The sequence below is a fragment of the Streptomyces sp. NPDC001914 genome (assembly GCF_042891215.1).
In the GTDB taxonomy this organism is placed as follows: Bacteria; Actinomycetota; Actinomycetes; order Streptomycetales; family Streptomycetaceae; genus Streptomyces.
The window spans coordinates 78058-94788 of record NZ_JBIASW010000013.1 but is presented as its reverse complement, the minus strand read 5'-3'; the positions used below and the strand labels follow the sequence as shown (position 1 = coordinate 94788).

General features: G+C 69.6%; 15 protein-coding genes. 4 read left to right on the top strand and 11 right to left on the bottom strand.

Annotated features, from left to right (window positions below):
- Nucleotides 1–78: 78 nt before the first annotated feature.
- The 11 genes from ACFYYF_RS30510 to ACFYYF_RS30460 all read right to left on the bottom strand — a co-directional run bounded on the left by ACFYYF_RS30510 (nucleotide 79) and on the right by ACFYYF_RS30460 (nucleotide 12000).
- The gene (locus tag ACFYYF_RS30510) at nucleotides 79–735 is read right to left on the bottom strand and encodes a hypothetical protein (protein ID WP_388780740.1); all 657 of its coding nucleotides are present in this window, start codon (nucleotides 733–735) and stop codon (nucleotides 79–81) included.
- Between the two features lie 154 nt (nucleotides 736–889).
- Nucleotides 890–1579, bottom strand: a complete 690-nt coding sequence (locus ACFYYF_RS30505) for a hypothetical protein (protein ID WP_388780739.1) — start codon at nucleotides 1577–1579, stop codon at nucleotides 890–892.
- A gap of 32 nt (nucleotides 1580–1611) precedes the next feature.
- Nucleotides 1612–2226: a hypothetical protein gene (locus ACFYYF_RS30500; protein WP_388780738.1), complete on the bottom strand. Its 615-nt coding sequence runs from the start codon at nucleotides 2224–2226 to the stop codon at nucleotides 1612–1614.
- 99 nt (nucleotides 2227–2325) lie between these two features.
- Entirely contained in the window at nucleotides 2326–3666 is a 1341-nt protein-coding gene (locus ACFYYF_RS30495; protein WP_388780737.1) for a hypothetical protein, read from the bottom strand.
- A complete protein-coding gene (locus tag ACFYYF_RS30490) occupies nucleotides 3663–3980 on the bottom strand; it encodes a type VII secretion target (RefSeq protein ID WP_361681366.1) in 318 nt (105 codons plus the stop codon). Before ACFYYF_RS30490 ends, ACFYYF_RS30495 begins: the two co-directional genes overlap by 4 nt.
- Nucleotides 3981–4024: 44 nt before the next feature.
- The gene (locus ACFYYF_RS30485; protein WP_388780736.1) at nucleotides 4025–5071 is read right to left on the bottom strand and encodes a hypothetical protein; all 1047 of its coding nucleotides are present in this window, start codon (nucleotides 5069–5071) and stop codon (nucleotides 4025–4027) included.
- The gene (locus ACFYYF_RS30480) at nucleotides 5059–5682 is read right to left on the bottom strand and encodes a hypothetical protein (RefSeq protein ID WP_388780735.1); all 624 of its coding nucleotides are present in this window, start codon (nucleotides 5680–5682) and stop codon (nucleotides 5059–5061) included. The genes ACFYYF_RS30485 and ACFYYF_RS30480 overlap by 13 nt, the downstream gene beginning before the upstream one ends.
- A 246-nt stretch (nucleotides 5683–5928) precedes the next feature.
- The gene (locus tag ACFYYF_RS30475; protein ID WP_388780734.1) at nucleotides 5929–7407 is read right to left on the bottom strand and encodes an acyltransferase family protein; all 1479 of its coding nucleotides are present in this window, start codon (nucleotides 7405–7407) and stop codon (nucleotides 5929–5931) included.
- A complete protein-coding gene (locus tag ACFYYF_RS30470) occupies nucleotides 7404–9641 on the bottom strand; it encodes a glycosyltransferase (protein WP_388780733.1) in 2238 nt (745 codons plus the stop codon). The genes ACFYYF_RS30475 and ACFYYF_RS30470 overlap by 4 nt, the downstream gene beginning before the upstream one ends.
- Nucleotides 9638–10696, bottom strand: a complete 1059-nt coding sequence (locus ACFYYF_RS30465; protein ID WP_388780732.1) for a hypothetical protein — start codon at nucleotides 10694–10696, stop codon at nucleotides 9638–9640. The genes ACFYYF_RS30470 and ACFYYF_RS30465 overlap by 4 nt, the downstream gene beginning before the upstream one ends.
- Nucleotides 10697–11007: 311 nt before the next feature.
- Nucleotides 11008–12000, bottom strand: coding sequence for a LysR family transcriptional regulator (locus ACFYYF_RS30460; RefSeq protein WP_388780731.1), 993 nt, complete (start codon nucleotides 11998–12000; stop codon nucleotides 11008–11010).
- A gap of 83 nt (nucleotides 12001–12083) precedes the next feature.
- On the opposite strand from ACFYYF_RS30460, the gene ACFYYF_RS30455 reads away from it, so the two are divergent.
- The 4 genes from ACFYYF_RS30455 to ACFYYF_RS30440 all read left to right on the top strand — a co-directional run bounded on the left by ACFYYF_RS30455 (nucleotide 12084) and on the right by ACFYYF_RS30440 (nucleotide 16730).
- Nucleotides 12084–13478: an MFS transporter gene (locus ACFYYF_RS30455; protein ID WP_388780730.1), complete on the top strand. Its 1395-nt coding sequence runs from the start codon at nucleotides 12084–12086 to the stop codon at nucleotides 13476–13478.
- Between the two features lie 176 nt (nucleotides 13479–13654).
- The gene (locus ACFYYF_RS30450; protein ID WP_388780729.1) at nucleotides 13655–14950 is read left to right on the top strand and encodes an ABC transporter substrate-binding protein; all 1296 of its coding nucleotides are present in this window, start codon (nucleotides 13655–13657) and stop codon (nucleotides 14948–14950) included.
- On the top strand, nucleotides 14947–15912 hold the full coding sequence (locus ACFYYF_RS30445) for a carbohydrate ABC transporter permease (RefSeq protein WP_388780728.1): 966 nt from the start codon (nucleotides 14947–14949) through the stop codon (nucleotides 15910–15912). Before ACFYYF_RS30450 ends, ACFYYF_RS30445 begins: the two co-directional genes overlap by 4 nt.
- Nucleotides 15909–16730: a carbohydrate ABC transporter permease gene (locus ACFYYF_RS30440; protein WP_388780727.1), complete on the top strand. Its 822-nt coding sequence runs from the start codon at nucleotides 15909–15911 to the stop codon at nucleotides 16728–16730. Before ACFYYF_RS30445 ends, ACFYYF_RS30440 begins: the two co-directional genes overlap by 4 nt.
- The last annotated feature ends 1 nt before the right edge of the window (nucleotide 16731 follow it).

Here is a 16731-nt window from a genome sequence, read left to right as displayed (position 1 = left end):
CCCCTGGCCAGGGCGCCTCCGGGAAAGCCTCACGTGCCGGATACGGCACCGCAGAGCGTCACGGACCGTGCGGCCTCCCTACGGCTGACACTGATCCGCCCCCCTGACGGAAACGATCTGCGATGTCTGCCACACACCGTCCGAGTTCTTGTCCAAGCGTGTGTTGTAAAAGACGTAACTGTTCTTCGTCACCGGAGTCTTGTTGACCTTGTTGGTCTTCTTGTCCTTGGTATAGCCCTTGCTCTCGTCCGCGCAGAACGTGAGCAAGGCGTACGTCTTGCCCTTGAGAGTCACGGTCCGGTCGTAGTACCGCGCCTCACCAGTGAGAGTCGAACCCGCGTCCTTGAACTGGTCGACCCAGGTCAACGCGGCCTCGAGAGCCTTGCCGGTGTTGTAGTACCCGATCGCCTCACCCTTGGGATCCGTCCCGGTGATCGCCGCGTCCACGGCCCGCATGTTCTCCGCGCTGTCGGCGAGGACGGCGTCCTTGATGTCGTCGCCGGTCTTCGACCCTTCGAAGGTCAGCGTGAGATCCGATGGCAGCTCGATCCTCGGTCGACCTGTCGGCTGCGTCGCACTCGCGCTGGGCGCGGCCGACTTCTTGCTCCCGGCGTCCCCGCCGACGATCTTGTCGTTGGCCTCCGGCTTGTCACCACCCCCGCCGCACGCGGACAGAATCAGTGCGGCTGACACTCCGACAGTGGCTGTGACAAGCAGATGGGAACGGCGGTTCACGGGCAGACTCCAGAGGGGCATGGGGTGCGGAAGGCACCAACACGCTAACGGGGCCTGCGAGACGACACCAACGCGAACCCTGCCGAGCGGATGCCGGCGGCGGACAACGGGCGGTCCGCCTCCAGTTGTCGTCCTCGGAGCAACTCGACCCCGGTTACGGCGCCTCGGACAAGGCGGGACGCAGCGGATTGGCGAAACCGGCCAGTGTCGCGATCCGGTGCAGGATCGCCCAATAGTGCTCGCGGCGTCCGACGGCGGTCGTGCTCAGCGTGAGCACGGCCAGTCGCTTGCAGTCCGGGTGCGGCAGGTGGGCCCGGAGCTGGAGCAAGGGGGTCCTTGGAAGTCCCTCGACCGCTCCGGGGGTATGGACGGTCTCGCTGAACGTGACCGGTCCGCAGGGGAGTTCGGCGTACTCGACGGGTGTCCTGGCGTCGAGCCCGCTCACCGCACGGGCAGCCGTCACGGCTCGCGGTGACACCGCGATGTCCCGCCAGGAGACGGTGAAGAACGACAGCAGCGGCCCGCCACCGCCCTCGGCCCCCTCGTCGACGTCGTCCCTGTGCAACCCGATCGAGCAATGCACGGTTCCGGTCTCTCTCAACGCACCCAGCAGTCTCTGCCCTTGCCCGAACAGCGCGATGAACTGCTGCCGTGCCGACTCGTCGGGAGCCGCTTCGAGGAACGGCGCGAAGGCGGAAATCAGTTGCTCCGCAGCCGCGGAGCCCGGCTCGGGATGCAGCGCGTCCAGAGGCACCGCGGTGAAGCCGGCGGGCTCCGCGAACCAGATCTCGGCCTCGGGATCTTCGGCCGAGTCCGCGACGGTGAAATGAGGGGCCGTGGTCATCGGATCCTCCCTGGTACGAGTGCGAGTACGAGTCAGTGAGGCTGCGAGTGCGGGCGTACCGTGTCGGGGACGTGAGCGCCGGAACGACGAGCCCGTTCGAGGGCGGCCGAGCTCGCGTTCCAGTCGGTCGGCTCGATGCCGCGGCGGCCCGTGGCCGTGCGCTGATAGAGCAGGTGCAGGCGCTTGGGGCCCTCGCCCTTTCGCCGGGAAGCCGCGATGACGGCGATGAAACGGGGGTCACCGGCGAACCAGAGCGGCTCGATCTCCGCCTTCAGCTCCGGCTTCGTACGAGCCGTGCCGAACCGTCGCATCCACCAGAAGGTGCGCATCCCGGAAAGGAACAGCAGTGGAATCCGCTCCCCCGGCTCCTCGGGATTGGGCAACTCCAGCCACATCTCGTCCTCTTCAACCGCCGGATGCCGGTTCCGCCCCCGGGGCACATCCGAAAGGAACTGCCAGGGGTACTGCCAGAGGACACGCTGGATCAGGATGGAGGGTCGGATGTAGGCGAGTTGGAGGACGGCTCGGAAGGTCGCATAGACGAGCAGAACGAGAAACAGCCAACCGATCCAACGTGGTGTTGCCAGGGTGAGGAACAGGCTTCCGGCCCAGACGACGAGCCAGCCGATCAGACGTCCGGCAATCATGATCATGTGCTGAAGCCACGCACGCCTGGTCGGCGGATGGTCCCAGGCAGTGCGGTAGTCCGTTGGATCCATAAGGCAAGCTCTTCTCTCTGTTCCGACTCAGAAGACATGTCGGGCAAGACTCACAAGAACACCGGTATCAAGGCCGAATCGCGCTCCGTCAATGCTTGCCACGGAGCCGTCCTTGAGCCCGTCGTCATCAGCGTCGACAGCGGCTGTGACCAGGCCGAACCCCGCCGTACCAACACCAAGCGAGGCCGAAGTGACTTCGACAGCCCTGGCGATGGGAGCGGCTCGAGCGCCCCGGACAGTGAAGCCGAGCAGTGCGTTGTCCAGGTCTGCGATGGACTTCGCGTGCTCCATGGTTTCCGCACCGAATCGCCCCGCTCGCTGGGTGAGCGTCAAGGCTTCTCCCGCCTCACCAGTGGCTCGACCGGCGATTGCGGCTCCCTTGCCTACCGCGCCGACACCGGGAAGCACGCCGAGCGCGTCACCACCGACCGTGACGATGTTGCTCCAGAAGTCAGTGTCCAACTCGCCCTTGGTGAATCCGTCCCACAGGGATTCGCGCAGCGTCGGATCACCAAAGACCCGCAACGCCAGTGCCGTGCCGCTCAAGGCAGCAGTGGCAAGCAAGAGCGCCGCAGCCAACGCCCCACCCGACACCACAAACAACGCAACCAACCCGATCACAGCCCCCAGCGTGCTGAGGATGTCCGGCAGGTTCTCGGTGACCCAGTCCAGGGCCGAGTCGAACCAACCCTGCTCATGAGGAGTCAGCTTCTTCGTGGCGTCGCGGATCTTGCCCGCGCGGAGACGGGCCCGCTGCTCGTGTTCCTCGGCGAGTTCACGCGCCTTGCCGCGAATCCGGCGCAGAGCGTCCTCGGCGTCGTCCACCGCCGTGTTCGCCTTGGTCAGAGCCTTCCGTGCCTCGTCGTGCGCGGCGCCCTTCCCTTCCAGGTCGGGGCTGTCACCCGCTTTCGTGGCGTGACCCTTCGCCCGGTCCACGGCGCCCTGGGCGTCCTTCGCGTCCTGTTCGAGTCGCTTGGCCCGCCGCTGGAAGTCGTCGAGTTCGCCTTCCCAGCGGCCCAGTTGGCCGGCCGCCTTCCGGATGGAGTGCGCCGCGTTCCGCAGGTTCAGGGGGAGCGGCCCGCCGCCCAGCTGCTCGCGGAAGGCGACCGCCGCGTCGCCCTTCCAGTAGCTGCCGTCCATCAGCCTCGTGACCAGCCCGTGCGTCTCTTCGAGAACCTTCGCGCACCCCGTGAGCTTCTTGCTCAGTCCGCTCACGGTCTCCGTACTGCCCGGCACCGGGTTGAACCCGAGATGCGGGTAGTCGGGGTTGGGCATACGCGGAACCGACTTGAGCCCCTGCGGCCTGTCGTGGTCGGCGAGGGTCCGCGGGTCGGCCGCCGCCCCCGTGTCCTCGGGCGCGTACGTCACGTCGTACCGCCGCCCCTGCCGTTACCGGCCTTCCTCAGCGCCCGCTCCAGGGCCTGGTCCACCTCGCGGTAGCTGTCCCGGCTCTTCCCGATGATCTCGGCCAGGTCCTCGGTCTGCTCGCCGATCTGGTCGGCCCCGTACTTCCAGTTGTCCTGGAACTCCTCGCAGGCGCAGTCGAGGTCGTCCGTTCCCAGACCGGTGACCGTGGCGTCCTCCAACGCCCTGCGCAGTCCCCGCAACGACTCGGTCGACTTGCCGAGCATCTTCATGAAGTGCGACAGCTCGTCACCGTCGACAGCCAACCGCTCCGCCACGCCCTCTGCTCTCTCCGGATCCCAGGGAGTCCGTGGAGCCGGACTCAGCGGTTGATGGACTGGATCTCCTGTACGACGACGTCCTGGCCTGCCCCGAAGGTGCCGTCCGGCAGGTTCCGCGGGCCGGGTATGCCGGTGCCCGTCCAGTGGATCCGCCAGGTGAGGGTGGCCTGCAACCGGTACGAACTCCCGCCCGAGGAACGCAGGTACCGCAGTCCGCAGGGAGGTGTCTCCCCGGCCCTGCCCCTCGCGTACGCCTCGCCGATACGGTCTCCCGTGATCTCGCAGACGCCGGACGCGGGATACGTCTGCGCGTCCCCCGTACCGGGCTCGATCCGCAGCGAGACCGGCTCCGCCGTCGTCGTCGCCGTCACGTTCAGCAGCGGGACCGACGCGGTCACTGACACCGGCTTGAACTTCGCCGTGTCCAGCCACGCCCACGTCGGCAGATTCACCTTCGTCGTCCCCGCCGGAGCCAGGTCCACCTTCGTCGACGGCACACGGATCTCCGCGTACGCGAGCTGCGCCAGCATCTCCGGAGTGATCGCCTCCGGGATGTCCGCCGGTGGGGCCGCGCCCTTGTCGACCCAGAAGTTGTCCTCCGTGCACGTGGAGGCGGCCGGGTCGCCCTCGTGGCCCGGCGTGACGTACGCGTCCCACCAGTAGCCCTTGCCGGACCTGGCCTTGTTGAAGTCCTTGTAAGGATGCCCGTTCACGTAAGTGTCGCGCTGACTCGCGTCCCACTGGTACCCCGTCGATTCGACGCCCCAGATCGACTCCTTGTACGTCCGCATCTGGGCCGGGGTGTACTTCGGGGCGTAATAGCAGGCGGGCGGAGCCCAGTTGCCCGAGGCCGAGGTCACGGGCCCAGTGGTCACCCCGCCCCCGTTCCTCGAACGATCGAACACAACAGCCCCGGCGGCGGCGGACAGCATGCCGTCAGCTGTCGCGCTTCCGCTCGGCTGGAGCGCGGTGCGCTCGTTGCTCTCGCCCGCACGGCCACCGGCATACGCGGCCTCGGAGCCGAGCGCCGCACAGCAGAGGAGAGCTGTGAGCGCCGCCGAACCGGTGAACCGCTTCACGGCCGGCACTGCGCGGCGCCCCGCTTCGAGATGACGTTTGTGGTCTGCCAGACACCGTCCGAGTTCTCGACCAGCCTGGTGTTGTACAGCACGTAGCTGTCCGCCGAGGTCGGCGTCTTCTCGGGCTTGTTCGTCGTCCGGTTCTTGAGGAAGGAGTCGCTCTCGTCCGAGCAGTACACGACAGCCGCGCTGCCGTCGGGGTGGAAGCTGACCCGGCGGTCGAAATAGCGGGTGGTCCCCGTCCATGAACGACCGTCTTCCAGGTACCCCTTGATGAACAGCCGGGCGCTGCCCAGAGCGCCTTCCGCGCTGTAGAAGCCGAGGGCTTCGGTGTTCACCGTTCCCCGGAAGATCGCATCGTCGATGGAGTTGATGCGCTCGGCGTTGTCCGCCAGTACCGCATCCTTCCTGGCATCCCCGCTCTTCCGGTCCTCGAACACGTTGCGCGCGTCGGACGGGAAGACGATGGCGGGCCGCCCCCGGGAGGCGGTCGCACTCACCCCCGGCCCCGCCGACCTCGCACCCCCCACCCCCGAGATCCCCCGCTCCCCCTCACCCCCACCGCAGGCGGTCAGCAGGAGCAGGGCGGCGGTGGAGAGCAGGCGGGCGCGGCGGTTCACGGGGCTCCTGGCGGCGTGGGGGGGCGGGAGGAGGCGGCACGTCACGCTAGCGGGAGCACCGGCACCGCACCACGACGAAGGGGGCCGGGCAGGCGGATATAGAGGTTCATAGCGGGACCAAACAGCCACGCAGAACCTTCGATTGAGTGATATCGCGGGAGGAAACAGGACGAGAGTGTCCCCACGCGTCCGATGCGGGGAAGTACCGGCTCGGGGAACACCCTCGTCGTCCGGCTTCAGCGGCCGCTAGGCCTTCGCCCGATGCCCCCGACCCGGCGAACGCCCCCCGCCCCCGCGCCCCTTGGCCCCGTTCGGCCACAGGCGCGGGCTCCGCTTGGCCGCGATGTCCTCGATCCAGCCGACGGCCAGGATGGTCAGGCCTATCAGCGGCCACACCAGGACGAACATCCACAGGGTGTAGGTGGAGTCCAGGGCCGCCGTCGCTCCCTCGTTGTCCATGAAGGGGAGGTTGTAGAGCTGGTCGAGGACCGGCACCGTGGCCATGATGAGCATGTTGTGCCACAGGTAGATCGTGACCGCGCGGTTGTTGGACAGCGTCACCAGCTTGTCCCACCGGGCGAGGCGGCCCGGCAGTTCCCGCCAGGACGGGCTGTACTGGAGCAGGATCACCACGAAACCGAAGGACCACATCGCGTCGGCCAGCGGGATGTCGTTCAAGTCCCAGCCGTCGGGGCCCAGATGGCCCGAGGCCCACCACAGCGCGAAGGCCATCACCATGGCCGAGCAGGAGATGGCGATGTAGCGCGGGACCTTCACGAGCGTTCCCTCGTGGTGGGCGAAGCCCAGGATCCAGCAGCCGCCGTAGACGGCGAAGTCGGTGACGGCGTTGCCGGTCTCGCCGGGGATGGTGACCAGCCCGGTGCCGACCACCGCCGTCAGGGCGAGGGGAGCCAGCACGGTCACCCACGGAGCACGGCGGAACGCCCACAGCATGAGCGGGGAGGCGACCACGAACCACAGGTACGCGCGCAGGTACCAGAGCACGCCCGCGCTCTGGACCGCCCACGTGTCCTCCAGCAGGCCCGACTTGGAGCCGACGCTCCAGGGGAAGGGCGGAGCGCCGACCGGGACGATGTAGTTGAGCAGGTCGATCAGGCCCCACGTGCCGCCGTGGTCGGGGTCGTGCAGGGGGTTCCAGCCGCCCGCGAACATCATGGCCAGCGCCACCGCGCTGAACGCCCAGAGCGGGGGCAGCAGACGCCGTACGCGTCCCCTGATCACGCTCAGCGGCGGCCGGCTCAGCGAGCGGGCCATCAGGGAGCCGGCGAGCGCGAACATCACGCCCATGGAGGGGAAGACGACGGTCAGCCAGCCCCAGCCCATCAGGTGGTACACGACCACGCGGACCAGTGCCATGGAGCGCAGCAGGTCCAGGTAGCGGTCCCGGCCGGGGCGACGCGGGGCCGGCTTCTCCCCCGGTTCCGCTCCTGCGGCGGTCCCCGGCTGCGCTCCTGTGACGGTCCCCGGCTCCGACGCCGTCGAGGCCCCTGGATCCGGCGCGGCCACGCCCGCCGGGTCCGGCCCTGCGGCGGTCCCGGCAAGTGGCCCCGGCTCGGGGAAGTGCGCCGCGTCCGTACCCTCCCACGGCCCGGGCCGCAGCCAGTCGTCCGCGGGCGCTCCCGGGTACGTACGCGGCTGCGGGACCGTCGGCTTCGGGGTGCCCAGCGGCGGAGTCGACCCCGCCGGGTGGTCGTGCGTGGTCATCCGACCGGCCTCCGTTCGTTCCCGCCGTGCGACGCCGGCTGCTGCGGGACCGGTCCTGGGGCCGGGCCCGGAGCCGATCCCGGGGCCGCGCCCACGACGCCGGTGCGGCGCAGCTTCTGCCAGCGCAGCCGGCCGCCGGTGAGGGCGGTGATCCAGGACTGCAGCAGGACGACGTACATCAACTGCCGGTAGAGGATCTGCTGCAGGGGCAGCGAGATCAGATGGGTCATGCGTTCCTTGTCCAGGCGGAACGCGTACGCCGCGCACACCGCCTGGATGGTGAGGACGCCGAGCCAGGCGACGATCGTCTTCTGGGTCGGGCCGAAGACGACGCCGTACAGGAGGAAGACGTCGATCAGCGGCGCGAGGAGCGGGGCCAGGACCATGAACAGGGAGACCAGGGGAAGGCCGATCCGGCCGAAGCGGCCCGACGGGCCCCGTTCGATCAGGGCGCGGCGGTGCTTCCAGATCGCCTGCATGGTGCCGTAGCACCAGCGGTAGCGCTGGGACCACAGTTGCTGCACGGACTCGGGGGCCTCGGTCCAGGCGCGCGCGTTCTCCGCGTAGACGACCCGCCAGCCGTCGCGGTGGAGGGCCATCGTGATGTCGGTGTCCTCGGCGAGGGTGTCGTCGCTCATGCCGCCGACCCGTTCGAGCGCGGTGCGGCGGAAGGCTCCGACGGCGCCGGGGATGGTCGGCATGCAGCGCAGCAGGTCGTACATGCGGCGGTCGAGGTTGAAGCCCATCACGTACTCGATGTGCTGCCAGGAGCCGATGAGGGATTCCCGGTTGCCGACCTTGGCGTTGCCGGCGACCGCGCCGACCCTGCGGTGGGCGAAGGGCTGGACGAGTTCGCGGACGGTCGCCGGTTCGAAGACCGTGTCGCCGTCCATCATCACGATGATGTCGTGACTGGCGTTCGCCAGGCCGCGGTTGAGGGCGGCGGGCTTGCCGGCGTTGACCTGGCGCACGACGCGTACGTTCGGCAGGTGCATGTCCTCGACGATGCGGGCGGTGCCGTCGCTCGATCCGTCGTCGACGACGATGATCTCGACGGGGTGCTCGCTCGCCATGAGGGAGTTCACCGTGTTCTCGATGCACTTGGCCTCGTTGTACGCCGGGACCAGCACCGTGACGGGTTCGGTGACCGGCTCCGGCCCCCAGCGGAAGTCCTTGCGGCGGACCCGGCGGGCGTGCAGGACGGAGAGCAGGAGCATCATCCCGAAGCGGGTGAAGACCAGCACGCCGATGATCGCGACGCCGACGACCAGGACGTCGGTGGTCCTCTCCGAGGCCTGCACCAGGAAGATCCAGGCCTTGCCCTTCCACAGGTCGAGGCCGGTCACCGGGGTGTTCGCGCTCGGCGCGTCGAGTGCCTCGGTGAGGTTCTGGAACCGGTAGCCCTCGGCCTGGAGCCGGGGCAGGAACTCGCCGAGCGCCTGCACGGTCTGATGGCGGTCGCCGCCCGAGTCGTGCATCAGGACGATGGCGCCTTTGCCGCCCTTGGGCGTGGCCCGGCGGATGATCTCGTCGACGCCCGGCTTCTTCCAGTCCTCGCTGTCGGTGTTGTTGACGACGGTGATGTAGCCGCGGGTGCCGACGTACTGCGTCACCGGCCAGGACCTGTCGTCCATGGCGTCGGCGAACGAGGAGTACGGAGGACGGAACAGGGAGCTGCGGATGCCCGCCGCGCCCTCCAGTGCCAGTTGGTTCTGCGACAGTTCCCAGTCGATCCGGCTCCTGGACTGGTACGACAGGTCGGGGTGGTTGAAGGTGTGCAGGCCGACCTCGTGGCCCTCCTTCACCATCCGCTCGACGAGGTCCGGGTAGCGCGAGGCCATGGTGCCGGTGACGAAGAAGACGGCGTGGGCGTGGTTCGCCTTGAGGACGTCCAGGACCTTGGGGGTCCAGGTCGGGTCCGGGCCGTCGTCGAAGGTGAGGACGAGACGGTGGTCCGGGACGCTGAGGCTGGTCGTGCGGCCGCTGCGGGTGTCGATGACCGGGCCGCCGTCGAGGATCTTCTGCGGCACCTCGTCCGTGGCCGCCTCGGGCCGCACGCGGTGGTCGGCGAGGATCTCGCTGTGCACGTAGCCGCGCAGCATCAGCATCGCCATCATCGCGAGCAGGACGAGGAGGGGCAGCAGGAACCGCATGGGCAGGCGGCGGCGCGGGGCGTCGCGGTCCTGTCGCAGGGTGGTGGGTCCGGCGGGTGCGCGTCGGCGGAGGCCGCTCATTCGGTTCCGGCCCCCGCTCCGGCGGCACCCGTGGTGCCGGTGGTCTCCGTGGGCGCGGGCGTGCCGCCGGGTGTGGTCGCCGGGGCGGAGGCCGTGGGCTGGCCGTCCGCCGAGGCGGACGGTTCGGGGTCGGGGTCCGGGTCCTTGGGTGTGGTGCCGGGGTTCGGCTTCTTCGTCGCCGACGTGCTGGGCCCGGGGGCGCCGGAGGCACCTGTGGCGGTGGCGGAGGCGGAGGCGCCCGTGGCCGTCGAACTCGGTAAGGGTGTCGTGCCGTCGGAGGCCCTGGGCGCCCCGCCGGGCACGGGGGCGGCGCCCGTGCCGGAGGGGTGCACCCGCTGCGTGGGCAGCGGCGAGGTCTCGACCTTCCCCGCGGGTGTGTCCTCCTCCTGGCCCGGCACCGGGAGCCAGGGTGCGTTCGAGTTGCCCGACACGAGCGTGGCGGCGATCACGACGGCGTAGACCGCGCAGGCCACGGCGACGAGCATGCCGAGACGGCGGAAGCGACGGCTGCGGCGGCCGGAGGCGTCTACGAAGACGGGGCGGTCCGCGGCCTCGGCCGTCGCCGGGGCGTCCTTGCCCGGCCGGCCGGCCGCCGTGCGGCCGGACCGGGCGGCGGCCTCATCACCCGCTCTGTCGAGCTGGATGGTGACCTCGTGCGGGTCGTGGCCGTTCGCCGGTTCACCGGAGCTCTCCCGGGTGTCGGACTCCGCCCAGGAAGCGGGCGCCCAGGGGTCGGAGGCCGGCTCGGCGTCGGGTGGCGGCCCGGCCGTCGGACCGTCGTCGAAGGTGGGTCCGTCGGTGAAGAAGGGCCGCACCTGGGTCGTACGGGTGCGGGACGGCTGCTCCGCCGTGACCGTGCCTCCGGAGCCCGACCCGGCGGCCCCCGGTTCACGCGTGGACGTGGCTGCCGCAACGGGCCGGCTGCCGGCCGGCGCGTCGGCCTCCGGCACACGACCGACGAGCAGTTCGGTCTCCGGCTCCAGGATTCGCTCGGGACGTCCGCCGACTGCTCGCTCGACGCGTTCCCCACGCTCAGGACTGATGCCAACCCCCATATCCGGCCACGAAAGGGTTCCGCCGGACCGCGACCGGGCGGTCGTCTCTCCGGTTTTCCGCACAGGTGACGGATCGACGCGACGTCCGTCCCGCTGGTCGATGTCCCGCTCGGCCGGTTGGGCGTCTTTCCGCCAGTTCTCCACGCGCACGTGCATCCCCCCATGGGACTGCTCACGGGTGCGCGACGACTCCGGGCAAATGCTGTCCATGTCGTGCGGACCGAGCCCCCACCCGGCCCAAAGCGCCCCCAATATCACACCGCGCCCGGAGGCAGGAATGTAGCGCAGGGCGGGACTCGTACAGATACGTCTCATGTACCTCTCATGAAAATGAGGGCATCGGTGGCCGGAATCCATCCTTCTCGGGGACTCAGGAGCCACTTTTCTTCGCTCGCGAGTTCGTCTGCAGCTCGTACAAGCGCATCGATCCCGGGATGAACAAGTCCCTTGCGCCACACAAGTGACACTGGTGACAGGGGTACGGGATCGGTCAGCGGCCTCGTCACCGAGCCGGGCATGGCCGGAAACTCCACCACGGCCAGAACGGGATTCCGCCACTTCGCCATGATCCGGCTGAATTCCTGAGGTCCGACGGCCACCGGTGCGGGTGACGCGAGCTTGATACCCCGTCCCTCGAAAAGGTGATGTGCCAGGTCGGTCCACTCCAGCGTCCGGGGATTTCCCGCTCCCGCGTACACGGTCTCGCCCGCGAGCGCGGACAGCGGCACGGCGTCCAGGGCGGCGAGGTGATGGTCCTCGGGCAGGACCACGGCCATCGGCTCGTAGCGCACGATCCGGTGCTCCAGCCGGGCCCGCACCGCGGGGTCGAGTCCCGCGAAGCGGCCGAACGACACGTCCAGACGGCCGGCGAGCAGGTCCGCCGCCGCGCCGGTGAGCCCGGTCTCGTACCGGGCCATCAGCTCGCTGCCGGGGGCGAGTTCACGGGCCCGGTCGAGGATGCGGCTGGAGACCAGACCGGGCGTGTTCACATCGACGAGCAGCGGGCGTTCCTCACCGCCGGGCCGTGCGAAGGCGTCCAGCAGCGCGTCGTGCGCCTCCAGCACCCGGCGCGCGTACGGCAGCAGCCGCTGGGCCTCCAGCGTCGGCGTCACCTGCCGGGTCGTCCGCACGAACAGCTCCGTCCCGAGCTCCCGCTCCAGCCGGCGGATGTCGCGGCTCAGGGACTGCTGGGCCACGTACAGGCGGGCGGCGGCACGGGTGAAGTGCAGTTCCTCGGCGACGGCGAGGAAGGCGCGCAGCAGACGGAGGTCCAGATGACCGGGAAAGGGGCGTTGACCAGGCATCACGCGAATCTACAACCCAAGTGCGTGAATCGCGACGGAGTAAGTGTTGGACCGTTCCCGCAGCCCCGGGCGACGGTTCACCCATGTCACCGCTCTCCCCGTACCGCCGACTGTTCGCGCTGCCCGGCACCCGCGCCTTCACCCTCGGGAACCTCGTCGCCCGGCTGCCCATGGGCATGTTCAGCGTGAGCGCCGTCATCATGATCGCCGGCGCGCGGGGCTCGTACGCGCTCGCCGGCGCCGTCACCGCGACGGGTCTGGCGACGACCGCCGTGGTGGCTCCCTGGACCGCGCGGCTCGTCGACCGGCATGGGCAGGCCCGGGTGGCCGTGCCCGCCACGGCTTTCGCGCTGCTCGGCGGGACGGGGCTGGTGGCGTCCGTTCGCTTCGGCGCGCCCGACTGGACCCTCTTCGCCGCGTACGCCGCCACCGCGACGACCCCCAACACGGGAGGGATGTCCCGCGCGCGCTGGGCCCACCTCCTGAAGGGGGACGCGGCGGCGCTGCACACCGCGAACTCCTTCGAACAGGCCGTGGACGAGCTGTGCTTCATGCTGGGCCCGGTGCTCGCGGCCTTCCTGTGCACGGCGGTCTCCCCGGAGGCGGGCATGCTCGTGGCGTCCGCGCTGCTGATGACGGGCGTCCTGCTCTTCACCGCGCAGCGTTCGACGCAGCCGCCGCCCCGGCCGGCCGCGGCACCGGGGTCGCCCGCGCTCGCGCCCGGAATGCCTCCGCTGCTGCTCTCCTTCCTCGCCACCGGTGTGGTGTTCGGCGCGATGGAGGTGGCCACGATCGCGTTCGCGGACGAGCGGGGACACAGCTCCGCCGCGGGCGTGGTGCTCGCCCTCCAGGCGGCGGGATCGTGCTTGGCGGGCCTGCTGTTCGGCGTGCTTCAGCGGGAGGCTCCGTCGCCCGGCCGCACGACGTCCGCCGGCCACGCGGCCGGCTCTTCCGGGCCCGGCGGGTCCGCCGGGACCCTCAAGGCCTCCGCGCGCTCCGCCCCGTTCGACGCCGACACTCTCGCCGCCCGGCGCTACGCGGTGTGTGTCGGCGCCATGGCCGTGCTGCTGACGCTGCCGCTCCTCGCCGTCCGGCTCACCGGCTCGCTCCCGGTGCTCGCGGGCGCGCTGCTCGTGGCGGGCATGGCGACCGCTCCGACCATGGTCACCGGCATGACACTGGTCCAGCGGCGCACGCCCGAGGGCCGGCTGAACGAGGGCATGACGCTCGCGGTGACCGGCCTGCTGGGCGGGATAGCCGGCGGTTCCGCGGCGGGCGGATGGATGGTGGAGCACTGGTCACCGGCCGCGGGCTACACGGTCCCGGTCGCGGCGGCCACCACCGCACTCGCGATCGCCGCCCTGGCCGCGAGGACGGGCGCGGCGCGCACCAGGAAGCACCATCCCGAACCCGACCCGGCACACACCCCGCGATCCCGGCAGCACCGCCCCGAACCCGACCCGGTGCATACCCCGTAGCCCCCCACGCCGTCCGACCCGTCGAACCCCTGCCCCAATTCCGGTTCAGCCCATTGACGTGCCCACGGGCGGCACCTACCTTCCCCCGTCGAAGCGCTTCGACGCCATGCATCGAAACGATTCGACGACGGTGCATGGCGGGCCCGATACCCATCCAACTCCTCGGGAGGCAGTGGATGTCGACGACACGACGGCGCAGGGCGGCGGCGGTGGCGGTGACCTTGACAGGTGCCCTGCTGGCGACGGCTTGCGGCGGTTCGGACAGTGGCTCCTCGGACGGCAGGACACTCAGACTGTGGCACTACGAAGCGCCCAACAGCGCGATGGGGGCGGCCTGGAACGAGGCCATCAAGGAATTCGAAGCGCAACACCCCGGCGTCAAGGTGAAGTTCGAGGAGAAGGGCTTCGAGCAGATCCAGAAGACGGCGCCCATGGTCCTCAACTCGAACGACGCCCCCGACCTCATGGAGTACAACAAGGGCAACGCGACGGCCGGACTGCTGTCCAAGCAGGGGCTGTTGACCGATCTGACGGCGGAGGCCGCCGCGCGCGGCTGGGACAAGAAGCTCAGCGCCGGCGTGAGGACCACGAGCCGGTACGACACGAACGGCGTCATGGGCTCCGGCAAGTGGTACGGCGTGCCCAACTACGCCGAGTACACGATGGTCTTCTACAACAAGGACCTCTTCAAGAAGTACGGGATCGCCGAGCCGGCCACGTACGACGAACTGGTCTCCGCGATGGACGCGTTCGTGGCTAAGGGCGTCACCCCGCTCGCCAACGCGGGCGCCGAGTACATCGCCCAGCAGTACCTCTACCAGCTCGCCCTCTCCAAGGCCGACCGCTCCTGGGTCGACACGTACGAGCTGTACAAGGGCAAGGCCGACTTCCACGACACGGCCTGGAGCTACGCGGCGAACACCTTCGCCGACTGGGTGAGGAAGGGGTACATCTCCAAGAAGTCCAGCGGCACCAAGGCCGAGGACGCGGGCGTGTCCTGGCTCCAGGGCAAGTCGCCGATCCTGTTCTCCGGAAGCTGGTGGTACGGCCGCTTCGAGTCGGAGGCGAAGTTCGACTGGGACTCCGGCCTGTTCCCCGGCTCGAACCTCACCCTGGGCTCCGGCGGCAACCTGTGGGTGGTCCCCAAGGGCGCCAAGAACAAGGAGCTGGCCTACGACTTCATCGACATCACCATGTCGAAGAAGATCCAGAACCTGCTGGGCAACAAGGGCGGTGTCCCGGTGGCCGCGGACACCGCGGCGATCACCGACGCGAAGACCAAGACCCTGATAGCCGACTACAACACCCTCTCGGGGCGTGACGGGCTCGCCTTCTATCCGGACTGGCCGGTGGCGGGCTTCTACGACACCCTCGTCTCCGAGACGCAGAAGCTGATCACCGGCAGCGAGAAGCCGGACGCCTACCTGGACAACCTCCAGAAGGCGTACGACAAGGGCGTACCGCAGCGATGACGGTGACCGCCGAACGGGGCGGGCGGGTGACCGGCCTGAAGGCCCGGGCCGGTCACCCGAGCCGCCCGCGCACGTCCTACGCGCTGTTCCTGGTGCCCGGCGTGATCGCCTTCACGGCCGTCGTCGTCGTGCCGTTCCTGATGAACACCGCGATCGGCTTCACCGACTGGCAGGGCGTCGGCACCCCTTCGTGGACCGGGCTCGCCAACTACCGCGAACTGATGGACGACAGCGAGTTCTGGGCGTCGTTCCGGCACAGCCTGTTCATGGTGCTGGCGATGGCCGTCGTCCCGACGGCCGTCGGACTCGTCCTGGCCGCGGCCCTGTTCGACTACGTCGGCAAGCACTTCGGCAGCAGGATCGTGGCGGTGCTGCGGGCCTGCTACTACCTCCCCCAGGTGCTGCCGATCGCGGTCGCGGGCATCGTGTGGAGCTGGATCCTCGCGCCCGACGACGGCTCGCTCAACGCGCTGCTCGAAGCCGTCGGCCTGGGCTCCTGGCGGCAGGACTGGTTGGGCGATCCCGACATCGCGCTGTACAGCGTGATGGGGGTGATGGTCTGGGTGCAGCTCGGCTTCCCGCTGGTGGTCTTCATGGCGGGCCTGCAGCGCGTCGACCCGGGGCTGCACGAGGCCGCCGAGCTGGACGGCGCCGGCTGGTGGCGGCGGTTCTGGCACATCACGCTGCCGCAGATCCGCCCGGAGATCTCGGTCGTCCTGCTGTGGTGCACGATCGCCGCGCTGAAGGTGTTCGGGGCGGTCTACGTCCTGACGAAGGGCGGCCCGGGCGGCGCCACGGACGTGCCGTCGTACTTCTCCTTCACCACCTTCTTCGAGAAGACCCAGGTCGGCTACGGCGCCGCGATCTCCACCGTGCTGACCGTGATCATCCTGGCGCTGGCGCTGATCGGCCTGCGGTTCCAGACCCGCGCCGAGGACGCCGAGGAAGGGGTCCGCCCATGACCGCGCTCCGCCGTTACCCGGTGCTCGCGGCTCTCGTCATCGGCGCGCTGTTCATGGTGCTGCCGTTCGCCGTGGTCGCCCTCAACGCGGTCAAGTCGCCCGCCGAGTACTCCGCGCACGGCCCTCTCGGCCTCCCCCACGGGCTCTACCTCGACGGTCTGGAGGACTTCTGGCAGCGTGTCGACTTCGGGCGCAAGCTCCTCAACTCGGTGCTGATCGCCGGGTCGGTGGCGGTCCTGGCGGCGGTGCTGTCCGTGCTGAACGCGTACGCGATCGGCATCGGCCGGATCAAGGGCCGCGCCTGGGTGCTCGCCTTCTTCGTCCTCGCCAACACGCTGCCGCAGGAGGCGCTGGTCTACCCGCTCTACTACCTGAGCAAGCAGGCCGGCCTCTACGACACCAGGCTCAGCGTGATCATCGTGTTCACGGTGATCCAGACGGCCTTCGGCACCTACCTCCTCTCCGCCGTGCTCGGGCGCTTCCCACGCGAGATCATCGAGGCCGCGCGGATCGACGGGGCGGGCCGGTGGCAGGTGCTGTGGCGGATCGTGGTCCCGGTCAGCCGTCCCACGATCGGCGTGCTCCTCGTCTTCTTCTTCATCTGGACGTGGAACGAGTTCCTGCTGCCGCTGGTCATGCTGATCTCCAACGACAACCAGACCGTGTCGGTGGCCCTCGGCGTCCTCCAGGGGCAGCGTCTGATGGACGCCACGATGACGAACGCGGCCGCCCTGCTGGGCGTGCTGCCCGCCCTCGTCTTCTTCCTGCTCTTCCAGCGGACCCTCACCCGCGGCATCGCCGTCGGCGCAGTGAAGTAAG

What these genes read in the sequence shown, in the direction of transcription:
- ACFYYF_RS30445 (WP_388780728.1), top strand. Translation starts at nt 14,947, where the DNA reads ATGACGGTGACCGCCGAACGGGGCGGGCGGGTGACCGGCCTGAAGGCC.
- ACFYYF_RS30440 (WP_388780727.1), top strand. Translation starts at nt 15,909, where the DNA reads ATGACCGCGCTCCGCCGTTACCCGGTGCTCGCGGCTCTCGTCATCGGC.
- ACFYYF_RS30500 (WP_388780738.1), bottom strand. Translation starts at nt 2,226, where the DNA reads ATGATTGCCGGACGTCTGATCGGCTGGCTCGTCGTCTGGGCCGGAAGC.
- ACFYYF_RS30505 (WP_388780739.1), bottom strand. Translation starts at nt 1,579, where the DNA reads ATGACCACGGCCCCTCATTTCACCGTCGCGGACTCGGCCGAAGATCCC.
- ACFYYF_RS30475 (WP_388780734.1), bottom strand. Translation starts at nt 7,407, where the DNA reads ATGACCACGCACGACCACCCGGCGGGGTCGACTCCGCCGCTGGGCACC.
- ACFYYF_RS30455 (WP_388780730.1), top strand. Translation starts at nt 12,084, where the DNA reads ATGTCACCGCTCTCCCCGTACCGCCGACTGTTCGCGCTGCCCGGCACC.
- ACFYYF_RS30460 (WP_388780731.1), bottom strand. Translation starts at nt 12,000, where the DNA reads ATGCCTGGTCAACGCCCCTTTCCCGGTCATCTGGACCTCCGTCTGCTG.
- ACFYYF_RS30470 (WP_388780733.1), bottom strand. Translation starts at nt 9,641, where the DNA reads ATGAGCGGCCTCCGCCGACGCGCACCCGCCGGACCCACCACCCTGCGA.
- ACFYYF_RS30450 (WP_388780729.1), top strand. Translation starts at nt 13,655, where the DNA reads ATGTCGACGACACGACGGCGCAGGGCGGCGGCGGTGGCGGTGACCTTG.
- ACFYYF_RS30465 (WP_388780732.1), bottom strand. Translation starts at nt 10,696, where the DNA reads ATGGGGGTTGGCATCAGTCCTGAGCGTGGGGAACGCGTCGAGCGAGCA.